13 protein-coding genes and 1 pseudogene are annotated in these 15162 nt (G+C 57.8%); 9 read left to right on the top strand and 5 right to left on the bottom strand.

All coding sequences use genetic code 11. The features are described from left to right. Positions 1-5: 5 nt before the first annotated feature. From IEW17_RS16600 to IEW17_RS21275, 8 genes and pseudogenes are all read left to right on the top strand, one after another. Complete coding sequence (locus IEW17_RS16600) at positions 6-1658, top strand: UxaA family hydrolase (RefSeq protein ID WP_188563182.1); 1653 nt, start codon at positions 6-8, stop codon at positions 1656-1658. A gap of 78 nt (positions 1659-1736) precedes the next feature. Next, a complete protein-coding gene (uxaC, locus tag IEW17_RS16595) occupies positions 1737-3170 on the top strand; it encodes a glucuronate isomerase (RefSeq protein WP_188563181.1) in 1434 nt (477 codons plus the stop codon). 156 nt (positions 3171-3326) lie between these two features. Continuing rightward, positions 3327-4337, top strand: coding sequence for a sugar kinase (locus IEW17_RS16590; protein ID WP_188563180.1), 1011 nt, complete (start codon positions 3327-3329; stop codon positions 4335-4337). A 15-nt stretch (positions 4338-4352) separates the two neighbouring features. Then, positions 4353-5012: a beta/alpha barrel domain-containing protein gene (locus IEW17_RS16585; RefSeq protein WP_188563179.1), complete on the top strand. Its 660-nt coding sequence runs from the start codon at positions 4353-4355 to the stop codon at positions 5010-5012. A gap of 67 nt (positions 5013-5079) precedes the next feature. Continuing rightward, on the top strand, positions 5080-6432 hold the full coding sequence (locus IEW17_RS16580) for an MFS transporter (protein WP_188563178.1): 1353 nt from the start codon (positions 5080-5082) through the stop codon (positions 6430-6432). Between the two features lie 35 nt (positions 6433-6467). Then, positions 6468-6935: a nuclear transport factor 2 family protein gene (locus IEW17_RS16575; protein ID WP_188563177.1), complete on the top strand. Its 468-nt coding sequence runs from the start codon at positions 6468-6470 to the stop codon at positions 6933-6935. Between the two features lie 84 nt (positions 6936-7019). Continuing rightward, on the top strand, positions 7020-8993 hold the full coding sequence (locus tag IEW17_RS16570; RefSeq protein WP_188563176.1) for an alpha/beta hydrolase family protein: 1974 nt from the start codon (positions 7020-7022) through the stop codon (positions 8991-8993). Positions 8994-9703: 710 nt separating this feature from the next. Then, positions 9704-9868 (top strand): annotated as a pseudogene (locus tag IEW17_RS21275) (transposase); the annotation flags it as partial. A 231-nt stretch (positions 9869-10099) separates the two neighbouring features. Here the strand turns inward: IEW17_RS21275 and IEW17_RS16560 are convergent. The 5 genes from IEW17_RS16560 to IEW17_RS16540 all read right to left on the bottom strand — a co-directional run bounded on the left by IEW17_RS16560 (position 10100) and on the right by IEW17_RS16540 (position 14588). Further along, positions 10100-10759, bottom strand: a complete 660-nt coding sequence (locus IEW17_RS16560; protein ID WP_188563175.1) for an HNH endonuclease — start codon at positions 10757-10759, stop codon at positions 10100-10102. A 2-nt stretch (positions 10760-10761) separates the two neighbouring features. Next, entirely contained in the window at positions 10762-12111 is a 1350-nt protein-coding gene (locus IEW17_RS16555; protein ID WP_188563174.1) for an AAA family ATPase, read from the bottom strand. 354 nt (positions 12112-12465) lie between these two features. Then, positions 12466-13446 carry a tyrosine-type recombinase/integrase gene (locus IEW17_RS16550; RefSeq protein WP_229749072.1) on the bottom strand — a complete coding sequence of 327 codons (981 nt, stop codon included), beginning with the start codon at positions 13444-13446 and terminating at the stop codon, positions 12466-12468. Positions 13447-13666: 220 nt separating this feature from the next. Then, entirely contained in the window at positions 13667-14107 is a 441-nt protein-coding gene (locus IEW17_RS16545) for a T9SS type A sorting domain-containing protein (RefSeq protein WP_188563173.1), read from the bottom strand. Next, positions 14091-14588 carry an IPT/TIG domain-containing protein gene (locus IEW17_RS16540; protein ID WP_188563172.1) on the bottom strand — a complete coding sequence of 166 codons (498 nt, stop codon included), beginning with the start codon at positions 14586-14588 and terminating at the stop codon, positions 14091-14093. Before IEW17_RS16540 ends, IEW17_RS16545 begins: the two co-directional genes overlap by 17 nt. Before the next feature lie 286 nt (positions 14589-14874). Here IEW17_RS16540 and IEW17_RS21035 point away from each other — a divergent pair, with 286 nt between their 5' ends. After that, on the top strand, positions 14875-15021 hold the full coding sequence (locus IEW17_RS21035; RefSeq protein WP_229749071.1) for a DUF45 domain-containing protein: 147 nt from the start codon (positions 14875-14877) through the stop codon (positions 15019-15021). Positions 15022-15162 lie beyond the last annotated feature (141 nt).

The following is a 15162-nucleotide window of genomic DNA, read 5'->3' as shown; positions in this document are numbered from 1 at the left end:
GCCCCGTGAAACACCAAGTAGCCCGTATTCACCCCGCCGACAATGTGCTGGTCGCCTTGGCCGACCTGCCTATTGGCACCGAGGTGCCGTGGGGAAGCACGTTTATCACCACCGCCGAGGCCATTCCGGCCAAGCACAAGCTCGCGCCCCTGGGCCTGGGCCAGGGCCAGCCCGTGACCATGTACGGCGTATTGGTGGGCACCGCCCGCGAGGCCATTCGCCCCGGCGGCCGCCTCACCACGGCCAATGTTCAGCACGCCACCAACTCCTACGACGAGCACGCCCAGCCGCGCGCCCCCTGGACCGCCCCCGACGTGAGCGCCTGGCAAAACCGCACCTTTCGGGGCTACCACCGCGCCGATGGCCGCGTGGGCACGGCCAACTACTGGCTAGTTATCCCGCTGGTATTCTGCGAGAACCGCAACATTCAGGTGCTGCAGGAGGCCCTGATAACCGACCTCGGCTACGGCCGCCGCAAAAGCTACCAGCCCGAAACCCGCAAGCTGGTGGAGCTGATGCAGGCCGGCAAAACCGTGGAGGAAATCCTGAGCGCCGACTTGGCCGCCGGCGTAGACGTGGCCCGCAACAGTCGCCCGTTTCCGAACGTGGACGGCATCCGCTTCCTCACGCACGAGGGCGGCTGCGGCGGCATCCGGCAAGATGCCCAGACCCTGTGCGGCCTGCTGGCCGGCTACATCACGCACCCCAACGTGGCCGGGGCCACCGTTCTCAGCCTGGGCTGCCAGAACGCGCAGGCCAGCATGTTGCAGGACGAAATTGCCAAGCGAGACCCCAGCTTCAGCAAACCACTCTACATCCTCGACCAGCAGAAGCTGGGCACCGAGGAAACGCTTATTAGCACGGCGCTACGCCAAACCTTTGCCGGTCTGATGCTGGCCAACCAGGCGCGGCGGGAGCCCGCCCCGCTCAAGGCCCTCAACATCGGCCTGGAATGCGGCGGGTCCGACGGCTTCTCCGGCATTTCGGCCAACCCGGCACTGGGCCACGTTTCCGACCTGCTGGTGGCGCTGGGCGGCACAGTTATTCTGGCTGAATTCCCGGAGCTGTGCGGCGTAGAGCAGGAACTGGTGGACCGTAGCGTGAACCAGGAAACCGCCGAACGTTTCAGCAGCCTGATGAAGGCCTATGGCGACAGCGCCGTGGCCGTGGGTTCGGGCTTCGACATGAACCCCTCGCCGGGCAACATCCGGGACGGACTGATTACCGACGCTATGAAATCGGCGGGTGCGGCCCGCAAGGGCGGTTCCTCGCCCGTGGTGGCGGTGCTCGACTACCCGGAACTGGTGACCAAGCCCGGTCTGAACCTGCTCTGCACGCCCGGTAACGACGTGGAATCCACCACGGCCGAAGTGGGCTCAGGGGCCAATATCGTGCTGTTTACCACGGGTTTGGGTACGCCTACTGGCAACCCCATTGCCCCCGTTATCAAAGTGGCCAGCAACACGGCTCTGGCCCGCCGCATGCCCGACATCATCGACGTGAACACCGGCACCGTGATTGACGGCGAAGAAACCATCGAGCAAGCCGGCGCGCGGATTCTCGATTACGTCATCCGCGTGGCCAGCGGCGAGGAGGTAGCCGCCGTGCGCCACGACCAGACCGATTTTATCCCGTGGAAACGTGGGGTTTCCCTGTAGAGAAATTGAAAATGTAGCGTCATGCTCCGGCTGCGCGGACGCCAGATGGGCATGACGCTTTAATGAATTAAGAAAATTATGAAGCCCTTTCTTTCCGCCGATTTCCTGCTTAAGACCGCCACGGCCCGCACGCTCTACCACGAGTACGCGAAGCCGATGCCCATTATCGACTACCACAACCACCTGCTGCCCGACCAGATTGCCGGGGACAAGCAGTTTGAAAATATTACCCAAATCTGGCTGTCCGGCGACCACTACAAGTGGCGCGCCATGCGGGCCAACGGCGTATCCGAGCGCTACATCACCGGCGATGCGTCGGACTGGGAGAAGTTTGAAAAATGGGCCGAAACCGTGCCCTACACCCTGCGCAACCCCCTTTACCATTGGACGCACCTGGAGTTGCAGCGTTACTTCGGCATCACGGAGCTGCTGAACAAGGACAGCGCCCGCCGCATCTACGACGAGTGCAGCGCCAAGCTGCAAACCCCCGAGTACTCGGTGCAAAGCCTGCTGAAAAAGATGCAGGTCGAAACCCTGTGCACCACCGACGACCCCGCCGATTCGCTGGAACACCACCAAGCCCTGGCCGCCTCCGGTTTTGAAGTGCGCGTGCTGCCTACCTTCCGCGCCGACAAGGCCATGGCCGTGGACGACGTGACCAGCTACAACGCCTACCTCGACGAGCTGGGCACGGCGGCCGCAGTAGGCATCAGCACGTTCGCAGACCTGGAAACGGCCCTGCGCCGCCGCCACGACTTCTTCGCCAGCGTGGGCTGCCGCTTGTCGGACCACGGCCTGGAGCACATCTACGCGGCCGAATACACTCCGGCGGAAGTAGCCGCCAGCTTCCGCAAAATCCGGGGTGGCGGCGCGCTGACTCCGGCCGAAAACCACCAATTCAAAGCCGCCATGCTGGTGCTGCTGGCCGAGATGGACTGGGAGAAGGGCTGGACGCAGCAGTACCACCTCGGCGCGTTGCGCAACAACAATTCGCGCATGCTCCGCGAACTAGGCCCTGATACGGGCTGGGATTCCATCGGCGACTTCCCGCAAGGCCGCGCCCTTTCCACCTTTCTCGACCGCCTCGACCGCCAGGACAAACTGGCCAAAACCATTATCTACAACCTCAACCCGGCCGACAACGACCTGATTGCGACGATGATTGGCAACTTCAACGACGGTTCGGTGGCCGGCAAAATGCAGTTCGGCTCCGGCTGGTGGTTCCTCGACCAGAAGGACGGCATGGAAAAGCAGCTCAACGCCCTGAGCAACATGGGACTGCTGCCGCGTTTTGTGGGCATGCTCACCGACTCGCGCAGCTTTCTCTCGTACCCGCGCCACGAGTATTTCCGCCGTGTGCTCTGCAATCTGCTCGGTAACGACGTGGAAAACGGTGAGCTGCCCGCCGATATGGAATTACTGGGCCGTACGGTGCAAAACATCTGCTACGGCAACGCCAAGGAATATTTTGGTTTCGATAAAGTGGCGGAAACTGCTGCTGTATCCGCGTAACAATTGCTTTCTTTTGCCATCCTGAGCGCAGCGAAGGACCTTATCACCGGCGAACGAAGTGTAGTAATCCAACCGGCGCAGACGTGATAAGGTCCCTCGCTGCGCTCAGGATGACAAGAGGTTTTTTAGAGACTAATTATCAACCACACACCCATAATGAAGCAAGTTGTCACGTTCGGTGAAATCATGATGCGGCTCGCGCCGCCGCTGAATTACCGGTTCGCGCAGGCGGCCAGCCTCGAAATCACCTACGGCGGCGGCGATGCCAACGTGGGCGCTGCGCTGGCGGGCCTAGGCGTGCCCGCCGCGCACGTCACCTGCTTCCCGGCCAACGACCTGGGGCACGCCGCCGCCCGGCACTTCCGCGCTCTGGGCGTGAACATGGACGCGACCGTGTTCCAAGGCGACCGGCTGGGGCTGTATTTTCTGGAAGTAGGGGCGGGGATGCGGCCCAGCAAAGTGGTGTACGACCGTGCCAACTCGGCCTTCGCCCACCTCGACCCGGCGGCGTTCAACTGGGATGAAATCCTGAAAGATGCCGGCTGGTTGCACTGGACGGGTATTACGCCCGCCATTTCGGCCAGCACGGCCGAGGCCACGCGCCAGGCCATTGCCGCCGCGCGCCGCCTCGGCCTCACCGTATCGGCCGATGTGAACTACCGCCGCAACCTGTGGCAGTACGGCCAGACGGCCCAGGCCGTGATGTCGGAATTGGTAGCCGGATGCGATGTCGTGGTCTGCTCGGAGAACGATGCCGACGACCTGTTCGGCATCAAACCACAGCCCGGCACCGACAGCAAGTTCGTGTCCGTAGCCCAGCAGGTGATGGCGCGGTTTCCGCAAATCAAGCAGGTCGTTACAACCCGCCGCAAAACCCACAGCGCCTCGCACAACGGCCTGAAAGGCTTGTTCTACGACGGCCAGCAGTTTCTCGAAACCGTCACCTACGACCTTAACCCGATTGTGGACCGCATCGGGGGCGGCGACGCCTTTATGGCCGGCTTTATCTACGGCTCGCTCACTTACGACAATCCCCAGCAGGCCCTCACCTTCGGCGTGGCCGCGTCGGCCCTCAAGCACACCATTCACGGCGACATTAATCTGGTGACCGTGGCCGAGGTAGAAGAAATCATGCGCGGCAACACCAGCGGCCGCTTACTGCGCTAAAAATCAATGGAAACTATGCCCCGCCATACGGCTGCCGAAACCCTCGCTACCTTGCTGCGCTACCCCGTGGTGCCGGTATTCTACCACGCCGACCCGGCCTACGCGCAGCGCATTGTGCAGGCGTGCTACGCGGGCGGCATCCGGGTGTTTGAGTTCGTGAACCGGGGCGAAGGCGCGCTGGAGGTGTTCACGCAACTGCAGGCGTTTGTCGCCGGGAGCTGCCCGGAAATGGTGCTCGGCATCGGTACCATCTATAAGGCCGTGGAGGCCGAGCAGTTCATCGCGGCGGGCGCGGCCTTTGTGGTGCAGCCGCTGGCCACTGCTGAGGTTGCGGAGGTGTGCCGCACCCACGACATTCCATGGCTGCCTGGCGCCCTTACGCCCACCGAAATTTACAACGCCAGCCAGCTGGGCGCGGCGGTGGTAAAAATATTCCCCGGCAATATGGTGGGCCCCGATTATGTGAAAGCCCTGCGCGGCCCCATGCCCCACATCAAACTCATGGTGACGGGCGGCGTGGAGCCCACCCGCGAAAGCGTTTCGGCCTGGTTTGGGGCGGGCGTGAATGCGGTGGGCATAGGTTCGCAGCTCTTCAAAAATGCCGACGATACCCATGCCCTGGCCGTCCGCATTGGCGAGCTGATGCAATATGTCGCAACGCTGAACAAGGATTGAATACGAACGTCGTGCTGCCCTCCGCATGACCGTTGTCAACCCACTCGCTCTAAAATTCTCACTCCCGATGACGCCCGCCTCCGCTCAAAGCCTTTCCGCCTCGCCGCTGGCCACGGCCAATGCCGCCATGGGCAAATACCGCTGGACCATCTGCGGGCTGGTGTTCTTCGCCACCACGGTCAACTACCTCGACCGGGCCGTGATTTCGCTGCTCAAGCCCTACCTCGAAACCGAGTTTAAGTGGAACGCGGGCGACTACGCCAACATCGAAATTGCCTTTAAGGTGGCGTATTCGCTGGGCATGGTGGGCGCGGGCCGCCTCATCGATAAGCTGGGGACCAAAATCGGCTATGCTTTGTCCACTTTTTTGTGGAGCCTGGCGGCCATCGGGCACGCGCTGGTGAGCAGCACGCTGGGTTTCAGCGTGGCGCGGGCGTTTCTGGGCGTCACGGAGGCCGGCAACTTTCCGGCCGCCATCAAAACCACGGCCGAATGGTTTCCGCAGCGCGAGCGGGCGCTGGCCACCGGCATTTTCAACTCGGGCTCCAACGTGGGTGCCATTATTGCGCCGCTCACCGTGCCGCTTATTGCCGAAACGATAGGGTGGCAGTGGGCCTTCGTCATCACCGGTGCCCTGGGGTTCGTGTGGCTGATTTTGTGGTTCATCTACTACGAAGTGCCGGCCCGGCAGGCCCGCCTGAGCAAGGCCGAGTTCGACTACATCCACAGCGACGCGGCTGACCAGCCCGCTGAGGCCGGGGCGGAACTAGCCAAGGTGTCGTGGTTTCGGCTGCTCACGTTTCGCCAGACCTGGGCCTTCGTGGTGGGCAAGTTCCTGACCGACCCCATCTGGTGGTTCTACCTGTTTTGGTTGCCCGATTTCCTGAATAAGCAGTACGGGCTAAAAGGCACGGCCGTGGCCCTGCCGGTGGCGGCGGTGTACATGCTGTCCACCATCGGCAGCGTGGGCGGGGGCTGGATTCCGCTCAGATTTATTCGCAACGGCATGCCCGCTTTCCAGGCCCGTAAGCTGTCGATGCTGCTCATTGCCTGCTGCGTGTTCCCGATTGTGTTTGCCCAGTACCTGGGCCGGATTGACCTGTGGCTGGCCGTGCTGGTTATTGGCATTGCGGCGGCGGCGCACCAGGCCTGGAGCGCCAACATCTTCACCACCGTGTCGGACATGTTCCCGAAGCGGGCGGTGGCCTCGGTCACCGGCATCGGCGGCATGGCCGGCGGGCTGGGCGGCATCCTGCTCTCGGCGCTGGTGCAGAAGCGCATGTTCGTGTACTACGAAAGCATCGGGCAACTCGACAAGGCGTACTTCATCATGTTCCTGATTTGCGGCGGTGCTTACCTGTTGGCCTGGGTGTTGATGCACTTCCTGGCCCCGCGCATGAAGCCAATAGCCCTCGACTAGCCTCCTTTTCACGCCAGGTTGCTGGCCGTATTCTTATGAAGAAAATTCTATCGCTGGCTCTGCTGCTTGTTCTGGGCATGGCCTCCGCCAACGCTTTGCACCCCATGATTTCGAACGCCGACGCCCAAAAAGAAGTGGAAGCCTTGGAGCGTCAGCGCTTCGAGGCCCAGGTAAAAAAGGATTACGCCTTTCTGGAGAAAGTATTTGCCGATGACCTGGTGTACACGCACTCCAACGGCAAGCAGAACGGCAAGGCGGACTATATCCAGAGCATCCGCGATGGCAAAAGCCAGTACGACAAGATTGAAATAGAAGCCCTGAACGTGCGCGCCTACGCCGACGGCAAAACCGCCGTTGTCAACGGCACTATCCTCATCACCCTGCCCAATAAGCCCGACGGCACCGCCAATCTGGCCCACCTCAAGTACGTGGTGGTGCAGGTGAAGGACCGGAAGAAGGGCTGGCAGGTGGTGTTGTGGCAGTCCCAAAAACAGGCCTCGTGAGAACTTGGCCTGGGGCTTCGCCGGGTTCGCTAGCCGCGGCCGCAAAGGGCGGGCCCGCCGATGCGTAGGGGCTTGCTCGCGGTCGTGGCCGCTCTGCTGGTACTGACCGGGCTTCCCGTCCGGGCGCAAAAGCCGGCCGATGTGCTGGACTGGAAAGCACCAACCACGCTCAACACCTACCTCTTGCAGGCCATGCACCGGCAGTACACACCCCGGGCGGCCGAGTTAGCCGCTGCGGTGGCCTCAGCCGCGGGCACGGTCATCTACCAGGACAGCGTGCGGGCCCGGTTTCGCCGGGTGCTGGGGCCGCTCCCGCTCCGCACCCCGTTGCGGGCCCAAGTCACGGGCCAGGTGCCGCGTCCGGAACTGGGCCTGCGCATTGAAAAAGTAGTGTACGAAAGCACGCCGGGCCACCACGTCACGGCCAACGTGTATGTGCCGGCCGGACCGGGCCGGCGGCCCGCGGTGCTGCTGTTTTGCGGGCACGAGCCGGAGGCCAAAGCCACGGCATCCTACCAAAAAACAGCGCTGCTGTTTGCCACCAATGGCTTCGTGGTGCTCGTCATCGACCCCATCTCCCAGGGCGAGCGTCTGCAGATGACCGATGCCAAAGGCCAGGGGCTGGCCCGCGGGGGCACCACCGAGCACACGCTGCTCAACGCGGGTGCCACCCTGATAGGCACCAGCGTGGCGGCCGAAGAGCTGTGGGACAACGTGCGGGGTCTCGACTACCTGCTCACCCGGCCGGACGTGGACGCTGCCCGCATCGGCTGCCTCGGCAATTCCGGCGGCGCGACCCAGGCCGCCTACTTCATGGGCCTGGACGAGCGGGTGAAAGTAGCGGCGCTCTGCAGCTACGTGGCCAGCGGCGAACGCACCCTGGAATTGACCGGCCCAGCCGACGGCTGCGTCCAGCTGCCGGGCGCCGGACAGGCGCGCCTGGACGTGCCCGACTGGCTCATCTTGTTTGCGCCCAAGCCGCTGCTGGTGCTGGCCGGCCGGTACGATTTTGTGGATTACACCAGCATCGAAGCGGCTTATGCCGAAAGCCGACGGGCTTACGCCGCCCTGGGCAAAAGCGAGCAGATGAGCTTGTTCACTTACGACGATGGCCACGGCATTTCCCAGCCCAAGCGCGAGGCCGCCGTAGAATGGTTTCGGCGCTGGCTCTGCAACGACCCCCGCCCGGTGCACGAACCCACACTGCACACGCTGCCGGCCGGGCAGTTGCAGTGCACCAGCACCGGTCAGGTCAACACGGCTTACCGCACGGAAGCGTCGCTCGCCGGCCAGCACCAGGCGCGGGCGCAGGAGCTGGCGCGTCGCCGGCCGGCGCTGACCGGCGCCGCCCTGGCGGCCGCGGTCCATCAGCAATTGGGATTGCCAAAACCAGCAGCCAACATGCCGGTGACGGCCGAGACCCGCGACACCCTGCGCCAAAATGGGATGCTTTGGCACCGGCTGATTCTGCGCCGGCCGGGCGAACCGCCACTGCCTGTGCTGCTGCTGCTGCCCCCGGGGTCCGGGCGCTGCGCAGGAATCACCCTTTGGCTGCCCGACCAGGGTAAAAGTGCTTACGTTGACAGCCTAGCCCTTTGGCAGGCCTGCCAACGGCAACGCACCGCCGTGCTCCTGGCGGACCTGCGCGGCTTTGGCGAAACCGCTGACCCGCCGGTGTACAACGACCCCAAGTACTACAATGCGGAGTACCGGCCAGCTATTCTAAGCCTCCACATCGGGCGCCCGCTGCTGGCCCAGCGCGTGCTTGATGTGCACACCCTACTTGCTTGGATTGAGACCGACGACCGGCTGCGAGGCGCCCCCCTGGTAGTGCAGGCGCGGGGCCGCGCCGCAGCGGTAGCCCTGCACGCTGCCACGCTTTTCCCAGCAATTCACCGCCTAGTGCTGACGCAAATGCCGGTTTCCCTGGCCCAAACGCTGCTGCAGCCCACGCGCAGGGAGGCGTATTCGTCGGCTTTGCCCGGCGTGCTCAGCCGATACGACTTGCCTGACCTACAACGGGCGCTGGGTTCACGTTTGGTGCTCACGGGCCAATAATTAAGCGATGGATAGCGGTTCCAAAGCGGGTATGCCCGTTTGACCTGCTCACACCAACGGGTTAGAGTCTGTTCTGCTCTTGGGATTAATTTGGGGTATGGCCGCGACACGGAGTTGTCCCAATGACGTTAGCGACGATGAATAGGCGTTCGTAGCCCCTACCTGTGCGAGATGTGTGAAGAAATGCTCCAGCGGAAACACCCGCTGCAGGCCTTGTTCAACACCTTGCGCTACCTGGGCCACACGGGCTGCCAAGCGCTACCTGCCCCACGACCTGCCACCCCTGTCAGCGCAATGGCTTCGCTGGCGCGACGCCCGCGTGTTGGGGGCCCTCGTGCATGATTTAAATGAATTGCAGCGCCTTTTGCCGGGCTGGGTGGCCACGACCAAGGCGGTTGTTTTCAACGGAAACTCCTTGCATAACATGACCGAGAGCGGGCACTGGGCCGACTGTAACGGGGCAAAAAGCGCAAGAGTGGTAAGACCCACATCGCCAGTAACACTTGAGGCCACCTACTGGGCGTGGCCATCATCCCGGTCAACGAACAGGAGCGGGCGCAAGTAGGCGTACTGTGCCGGCGGGTGAAGAAGACCACGAGCCAAACCGTCGAAATCGGCTTTGGCGATTAAGGCTACATGGGCGAGTGAACCGAATACGAGGCCGCCGTGCACGGCTTTGATTTGCAAGTGATAAACAAGCCCAAACCGGCTTCGGCTTGCTGCCCCGCCGCTGGGTGTTCGAGCGCAGATTCGCTTGGTGCAGCCGCTTCCGGCGATTGGCCCGCGACTATGAACGGTTGAATAGCACTTTACAACAGTTCCATTTTGCCGTCTTCGATTGCAACATGCTCGCCGGATACGCTAGTAGTACATAACAAGCGCTAGCGGCGAAGGCAGGTATAAGGTCCGATAACCTTCTCTTATCGGACTTTAAAAGGGAGAATACGTTAATACCATTAGCTCGCCATCGTCATGTTGGGACGCACGCCGACTATGACTAGTCGCCTTTGCTATAGGCAAAGCTCACGTTGTTCGTGACTTTCACGCCAACATAAAATCTCCCTTATTTGACAGGCACAAGACTCCATATAATTTACTGACAATTTTTAATGAAATACTAAGCCTTTCAAAACAAAGTAATCTAATGCATTCTTGAGCACAAAACTGAATTCTTTGCTTGGGTCCACCATGCCTAATATTTCCTTTTTGTAAATATCCTTCAAAATTGGTACTGTCGCTTTAGCATAACTGTCCAAATATTTTCTGAATACTTGAAGAGCCTCTTCTCTTCGCTCAATCAAATCTCCTCTATTTAGTTGCAATAAAACGTGTGTTAATTCCCCCCGTTCACTGCCGGGCATGTGGATTATCAAGGACCCTGATGAAGTTATATGCCTAGATATTATGTCAAAATAAGGATTAACAACGGGGTATGTGGGGTCATAATAGTCGGACTTAAGGTTATTGCAAATGCTACATGAGAAAGTTAAGTTCTCCCAATCAAAAGCTAAATCTGGGAATTTAGATTTAGGAATAATATGCTCTATATCGCCTGGGTATACATGCGTTACTTTGCTTTCACAGTAGGCACATTTGCCATTGGTTTCATCAACCAACGCCAATTTGACTTGTTTGTGATTGTACTTATTAAACAATACCTTAGGAATTTTTTCTTTTCGGACGTGATATTCTAAGACATCTACTGTCCACTGTAAAGATTTGAGCCTCAGTATTGCTGGCTTGCCGGTTTTCGTAAGTAAAATCATAATTATGCACGTGCATTATAATCTTCAAGAAGCTTTAGTAAAGATTCTGGTATGTATTTACCTAGTCCAGAACTCGCTAATTCTTGTTTAAAGCTAGAAATGCCAGCATCCCCAATTTCTACCGATTTGTACTTGTCTATAATTCGCTTTATCTCTTCATCGACCCAATCGGGCATGGTATCCTCCAAGCCCAATACTTCTTTAAGAATATCATTAGCAGAGCCAGATTTATCAACTCGGTCCAATAAAACAGAATCAACCTTATTGTTCTCATTATATTTTAATGCATACGCATTTGATGCTGGCATAGAAGTTATGATAAAGGGACTATGCGTAGCTACAATGAACTGACATTTAGGAAAAGCCCTTGCCATATTGGGCAATAAGCTCTTTTGAATCTCTGGATGCAAATGATTCTCTGGCTCATCAATAGTTATAACAAATGGCAAATCTTGACTGTCAAACATATAAATTTGCCACGCTAAATCAATAATTGACGCTACTCCACCAGAAACTGCATCAATTGGAAATTCACCAGTTTTAGTAACCAAAACAATTTCTGGGGGCCGAATAGTGATATTAATAAAGCCCAATGTTGTTGGCAACACCTCTTTAAGCACTAATTCAAAATCATTGAATAGCTTCAGTGCTTGCGGGTTAGAAGCGATAATGGAATTTCCTGGTCCATAGGTCGCCCATGCTAGAAGTGTTTCCTTAATATGGTATGTTTCATTTTTGGAATTGTTGGAGTTCCCATAAAATCTATTTACACTTGAACTTCTATAGGCTTCATAATATTGGTTTTTTAGTGATACGTTAGTAGGGATAGAGGAAACAGGCTCGTATTTGAATAAGGGGCGCATTGAATTTATAGAAAATCCTCTTACGGCTTGAGGGGCAGGAATATGAAAGGCATAGGTAGAACCTGGATTTTTTGGAATAGCGATTTCTGCTGTTGCCCCATTTTCGTACTCTATAAGCCCTATTTTTTCTTGACCTGCAAACTGATTATGCGCTAGATGGGGGTTATGTATATAAGGAGGGACTTGAGTTGGTTTATAAGGTGTAATATCATCTGTGAACCTGCGTAATGTAGAGAGTCCCGTCGTGTAAGTCAGTCCAGCAATTCCCATTGTTGGCACGCTGACAAGAGGGTATTGTACACCACCTAAATGGGTGTTCAATATATTTAACAGGGTTGTTTTCCCAGCTCCATTAGCTCCTGTAATTACAGTAATTTTATCATGGAACTCGATATTAATGTTACCGTACTGGCGCCAATCCAAGAGTCGTAGTCTTTTAAACATTTTAGCTGAATGTTGCAGAGTAATTTTGCCGATATGCTGTTTCAATGAAACAGGAAGCAGTAAGACTACCGATGTGCGTTTATATTAATGAGTAGCAAGCTACGACAAAGCCTTGGCTGGAATGGTAAGGTCGAGGCTTTTTTGAGTACTTACCGAGGAGTTGCTGGCTTAGCCCACATACCGCCACATCACCAACAGCGTGTGTATTCCGGTTTGGGCGATTGCGATTTAAGGCGAAACGCTTGTAAATTCTGCCTTGTATGTTTTCGAGAAGGCCACGTTTAGGCGTGCGGAGCATGTCAAAAAGATAAAACTCCTTCCAAAGGGATGGCCATTAAGTATGCAGTTAGTTAACTGTTTCTTACTACTCAACCTATCAAACCTTAACAATAATGGTTTTTATAGCCCAAGATACTGTGCAGCATTAAAGCGCTTAACGTCATCCAGCCGTGCGTATCGCTCAATCATTAAATCAGTCTTCTGCTTCGTCTGATTTTTAATTGCCTTATTCGATTGCCCTGCTTCAACAGCTACAGTCACAAAAGAGGCACGCAAAGAGTGAGCTGTATAAGCTGTACCAAGATGTCGTTGCACAAGGTCATTAACACTCTGGTCTGATAATCTGGTTTTCCCTGGCTGGGCGGCGCGTTCCTTATTACCACGGCTCATGCGAGTAAAGAGGGGACCTGAGACACGACCGATGCATTCCAGCCATTCCTGCGCAGCTCGCACCGGACAAAAGTCAGCGCTAGGGGCGTAGAATACAGCTTTGTCTTCGCTCTCCCCATATTGGTTGGTCTTACTACGTTTCAAGTGAATTACTAGTGCCTGTCGGGTCAACTCAATGTCCTCGACATTAAGCGCGACTAACTCAGAACGGCGAAAAGCACCAGCAAAGCCCAACAGTAATAAAGCACGGTCACGCAATCCAGTTGGCGTATTCAAATCCATCGCTCGAACTGCTTGCTTTAATTCCGCCACCGTAAATGCAGCTGCCTGCCGCTGACGCTTGCCAATCACACGGGTAATACCATCCAGCACCACATGCAACGCCTCGTGGCTAGTCGGTGAAGGCTTGCCCGCTAATTGATGCAGTTTGGCAATGGCCGCTACATGCCGGCGAATCGTGGCCAGCTTCATTCCCCGGTCGGCCATCTGCGAAACGTACCCGGCGACCGTCGTGACATCGGCCGGCAGATGCAATAGCTCATGGTGCTCGCAGTAATCCTGAAAGCTGCGCAGGTCGGCCGCGTACCCGCGCTTGGTATTTTCGGCTCCGTGCAAGCCGGCCTCCACATAGCGACTCACTGAGGCTGGCATCTCGACCATGGCGTGATTGCGGGTGGGAACCAGAACCGGAAGTTGCGAAGAGTTTTCCATGTAGCCTATATAATAAGGAGTAAAACCACGACTTTTGGTCGGTTTCCAAAGATAGCAACTTAGTACCGACAATGAACTATTATCGGTACTAAGTTGCCTCAACGGAATCAAAGGGATTTAGGGGCGCTCTGCTTCCAGTCGCTTCTGATAAGACGGGATTTATAAACTGCTGAAAAGGCCCAACTCCTGCTTTTCCAAATGGCAAGTCTCCCGGCTCCGGCTAATACAGCGTAATCCGTTTTAACACGGGTCCGCGGGCAGTCTCAATAACCAGTAAATACAAGCCCACCTGGCCTGGTGCAAAGTGCAAAGGCATGCTGGGAGTAGCGGTGTTGCGTAACTCTTGAACGGCAACGAGGCTGCCTAGGGCATTGTAAACGCGTACTTGCTCCACGCCAAAATCCGCCCGCTGCCAGTCCAGCGTAACCATTCCCCGAGCCGGGTTGGGGTAAACGGTGATGGCCTCGTCCACCCGCAATGCCAACAGCGTAAAGGACGCGGCACTGGTAAAACGGCCGCCGGCTCCCCCAATGGTCAGGGGCCCTGACCGGGCGCCTTGGGGCACCCGCACCGTGGCCGTGGTGGCCGTGGCCGCCAGCACGGCCGCCCGCGCACCGCCAAAGATAATGGTGTCGGGTAAGCCCTCAACCAGGAAGTTCACCCCGGCTAGTTTTACCTCCTCCCCGATGCTGGCCTGCGCGGGCACCAACGCCATGATGCGGAGCGGGCAGGAAGGTGAACGAACCGGCCGACACCGTGCTTCCCCCTGACGTCTGAAGCCGGATGGGCCCGGTTTGCGCCGCCGCCGGCACGCGGCCCTGCAGGCTGGTGGCGCTGGGATTTGGCAACACGGGGGCCACTCCGGCGCCAAAGGTTACCGCGGTGCGCGGGGCCGGGGCAAAGTTGTTGCCGGTGATGTTCACCACGTCGCCGGCCTTGCCTTTGGCGGGACTGAAGCCCAGGAACGTGGGCGGGTACCACACGGTGTAGTCCTGCGTACTTTCCACCTGCCCGCCCAGCGTTTGAATTCGAATTTTGCCGGTGGTGGCGCCGGCCGGCACCGTTACCTGCAGCGTGGTCGCGGAGGCCTGCACGACCACCGCCCGGGTCGCGTTAAACCACACGGTGTCCTGTGCCGCCAAGGAGGCAAAGTGCCCCCAGTTAGGGTGATTAGGCTGCCGGGGATGCCATCAGCGGGCGTCACAGCCGTTAAGGCAGGCGGCTGGTACACGGTAAAATCGTTGCCGCTGCGTCCAGCGCCTTCCGCGGTGCTCACCACCACGCTGCCGGTTGTGGCGCTGGTTGGCACGCGCACCGTCAGGGCCGTGGCCCGCACCATCATTAAAGACCCGATGGTGCCAGCGTTTCTGGGCCTGAAGCGGGAGGCCACTTACTGCGAGCGCGACCTGGAAAGCCCTGCTAACGCACTTGCAGGAGTTTCTATTAGAGCTGGGCAACGGCTTCAGTTTCGTGGCCCGCCAGCGCATAGGCGTGTACTACAACAAGTACAAAACCTCGAAAATGAAGTACCGCTGGGGCTCCGGCATGCCCAGCAACAACATCATTTTTAACTGACGTATTATTAAAGCACCGTTATAGGCGGTGTGCTACCTAGTCGCGCACAAGCTGGTGCACTTGATAAAAGGCAATCTGAGGTGGTCTATTTAAGCAGGAGATACTGTGTTAAAAAGCAAGGAAGTGAGCAAGTTTTTTTAC

The sequence above is a fragment of the Hymenobacter frigidus genome (genome assembly GCF_014640435.1).
Classification (GTDB): Bacteria; Bacteroidota; Bacteroidia; order Cytophagales; family Hymenobacteraceae; genus Hymenobacter; species Hymenobacter frigidus.
This window is presented reverse-complemented; position numbering and strand designations above follow the sequence as displayed.

Bases quoted from the DNA above. Each gene is read 5' to 3' on its own strand.
- uxaC (WP_188563181.1), top strand. From the start codon at position 1,737: ATGAAGCCCTTTCTTTCCGCCGATTTCCTGCTTAAGACCGCCACGGCC.
- IEW17_RS16590 (WP_188563180.1), top strand. From the start codon at position 3,327: ATGAAGCAAGTTGTCACGTTCGGTGAAATCATGATGCGGCTCGCGCCG.
- IEW17_RS16585 (WP_188563179.1), top strand. From the start codon at position 4,353: ATGCCCCGCCATACGGCTGCCGAAACCCTCGCTACCTTGCTGCGCTAC.
- IEW17_RS16580 (WP_188563178.1), top strand. From the start codon at position 5,080: ATGACGCCCGCCTCCGCTCAAAGCCTTTCCGCCTCGCCGCTGGCCACG.
- IEW17_RS16575 (WP_188563177.1), top strand. From the start codon at position 6,468: ATGAAGAAAATTCTATCGCTGGCTCTGCTGCTTGTTCTGGGCATGGCC.
- IEW17_RS16560 (WP_188563175.1), bottom strand. From the start codon at position 10,759: ATGATTTTACTTACGAAAACCGGCAAGCCAGCAATACTGAGGCTCAAA.
- IEW17_RS16550 (WP_229749072.1), bottom strand. From the start codon at position 13,446: ATGGAAAACTCTTCGCAACTTCCGGTTCTGGTTCCCACCCGCAATCAC.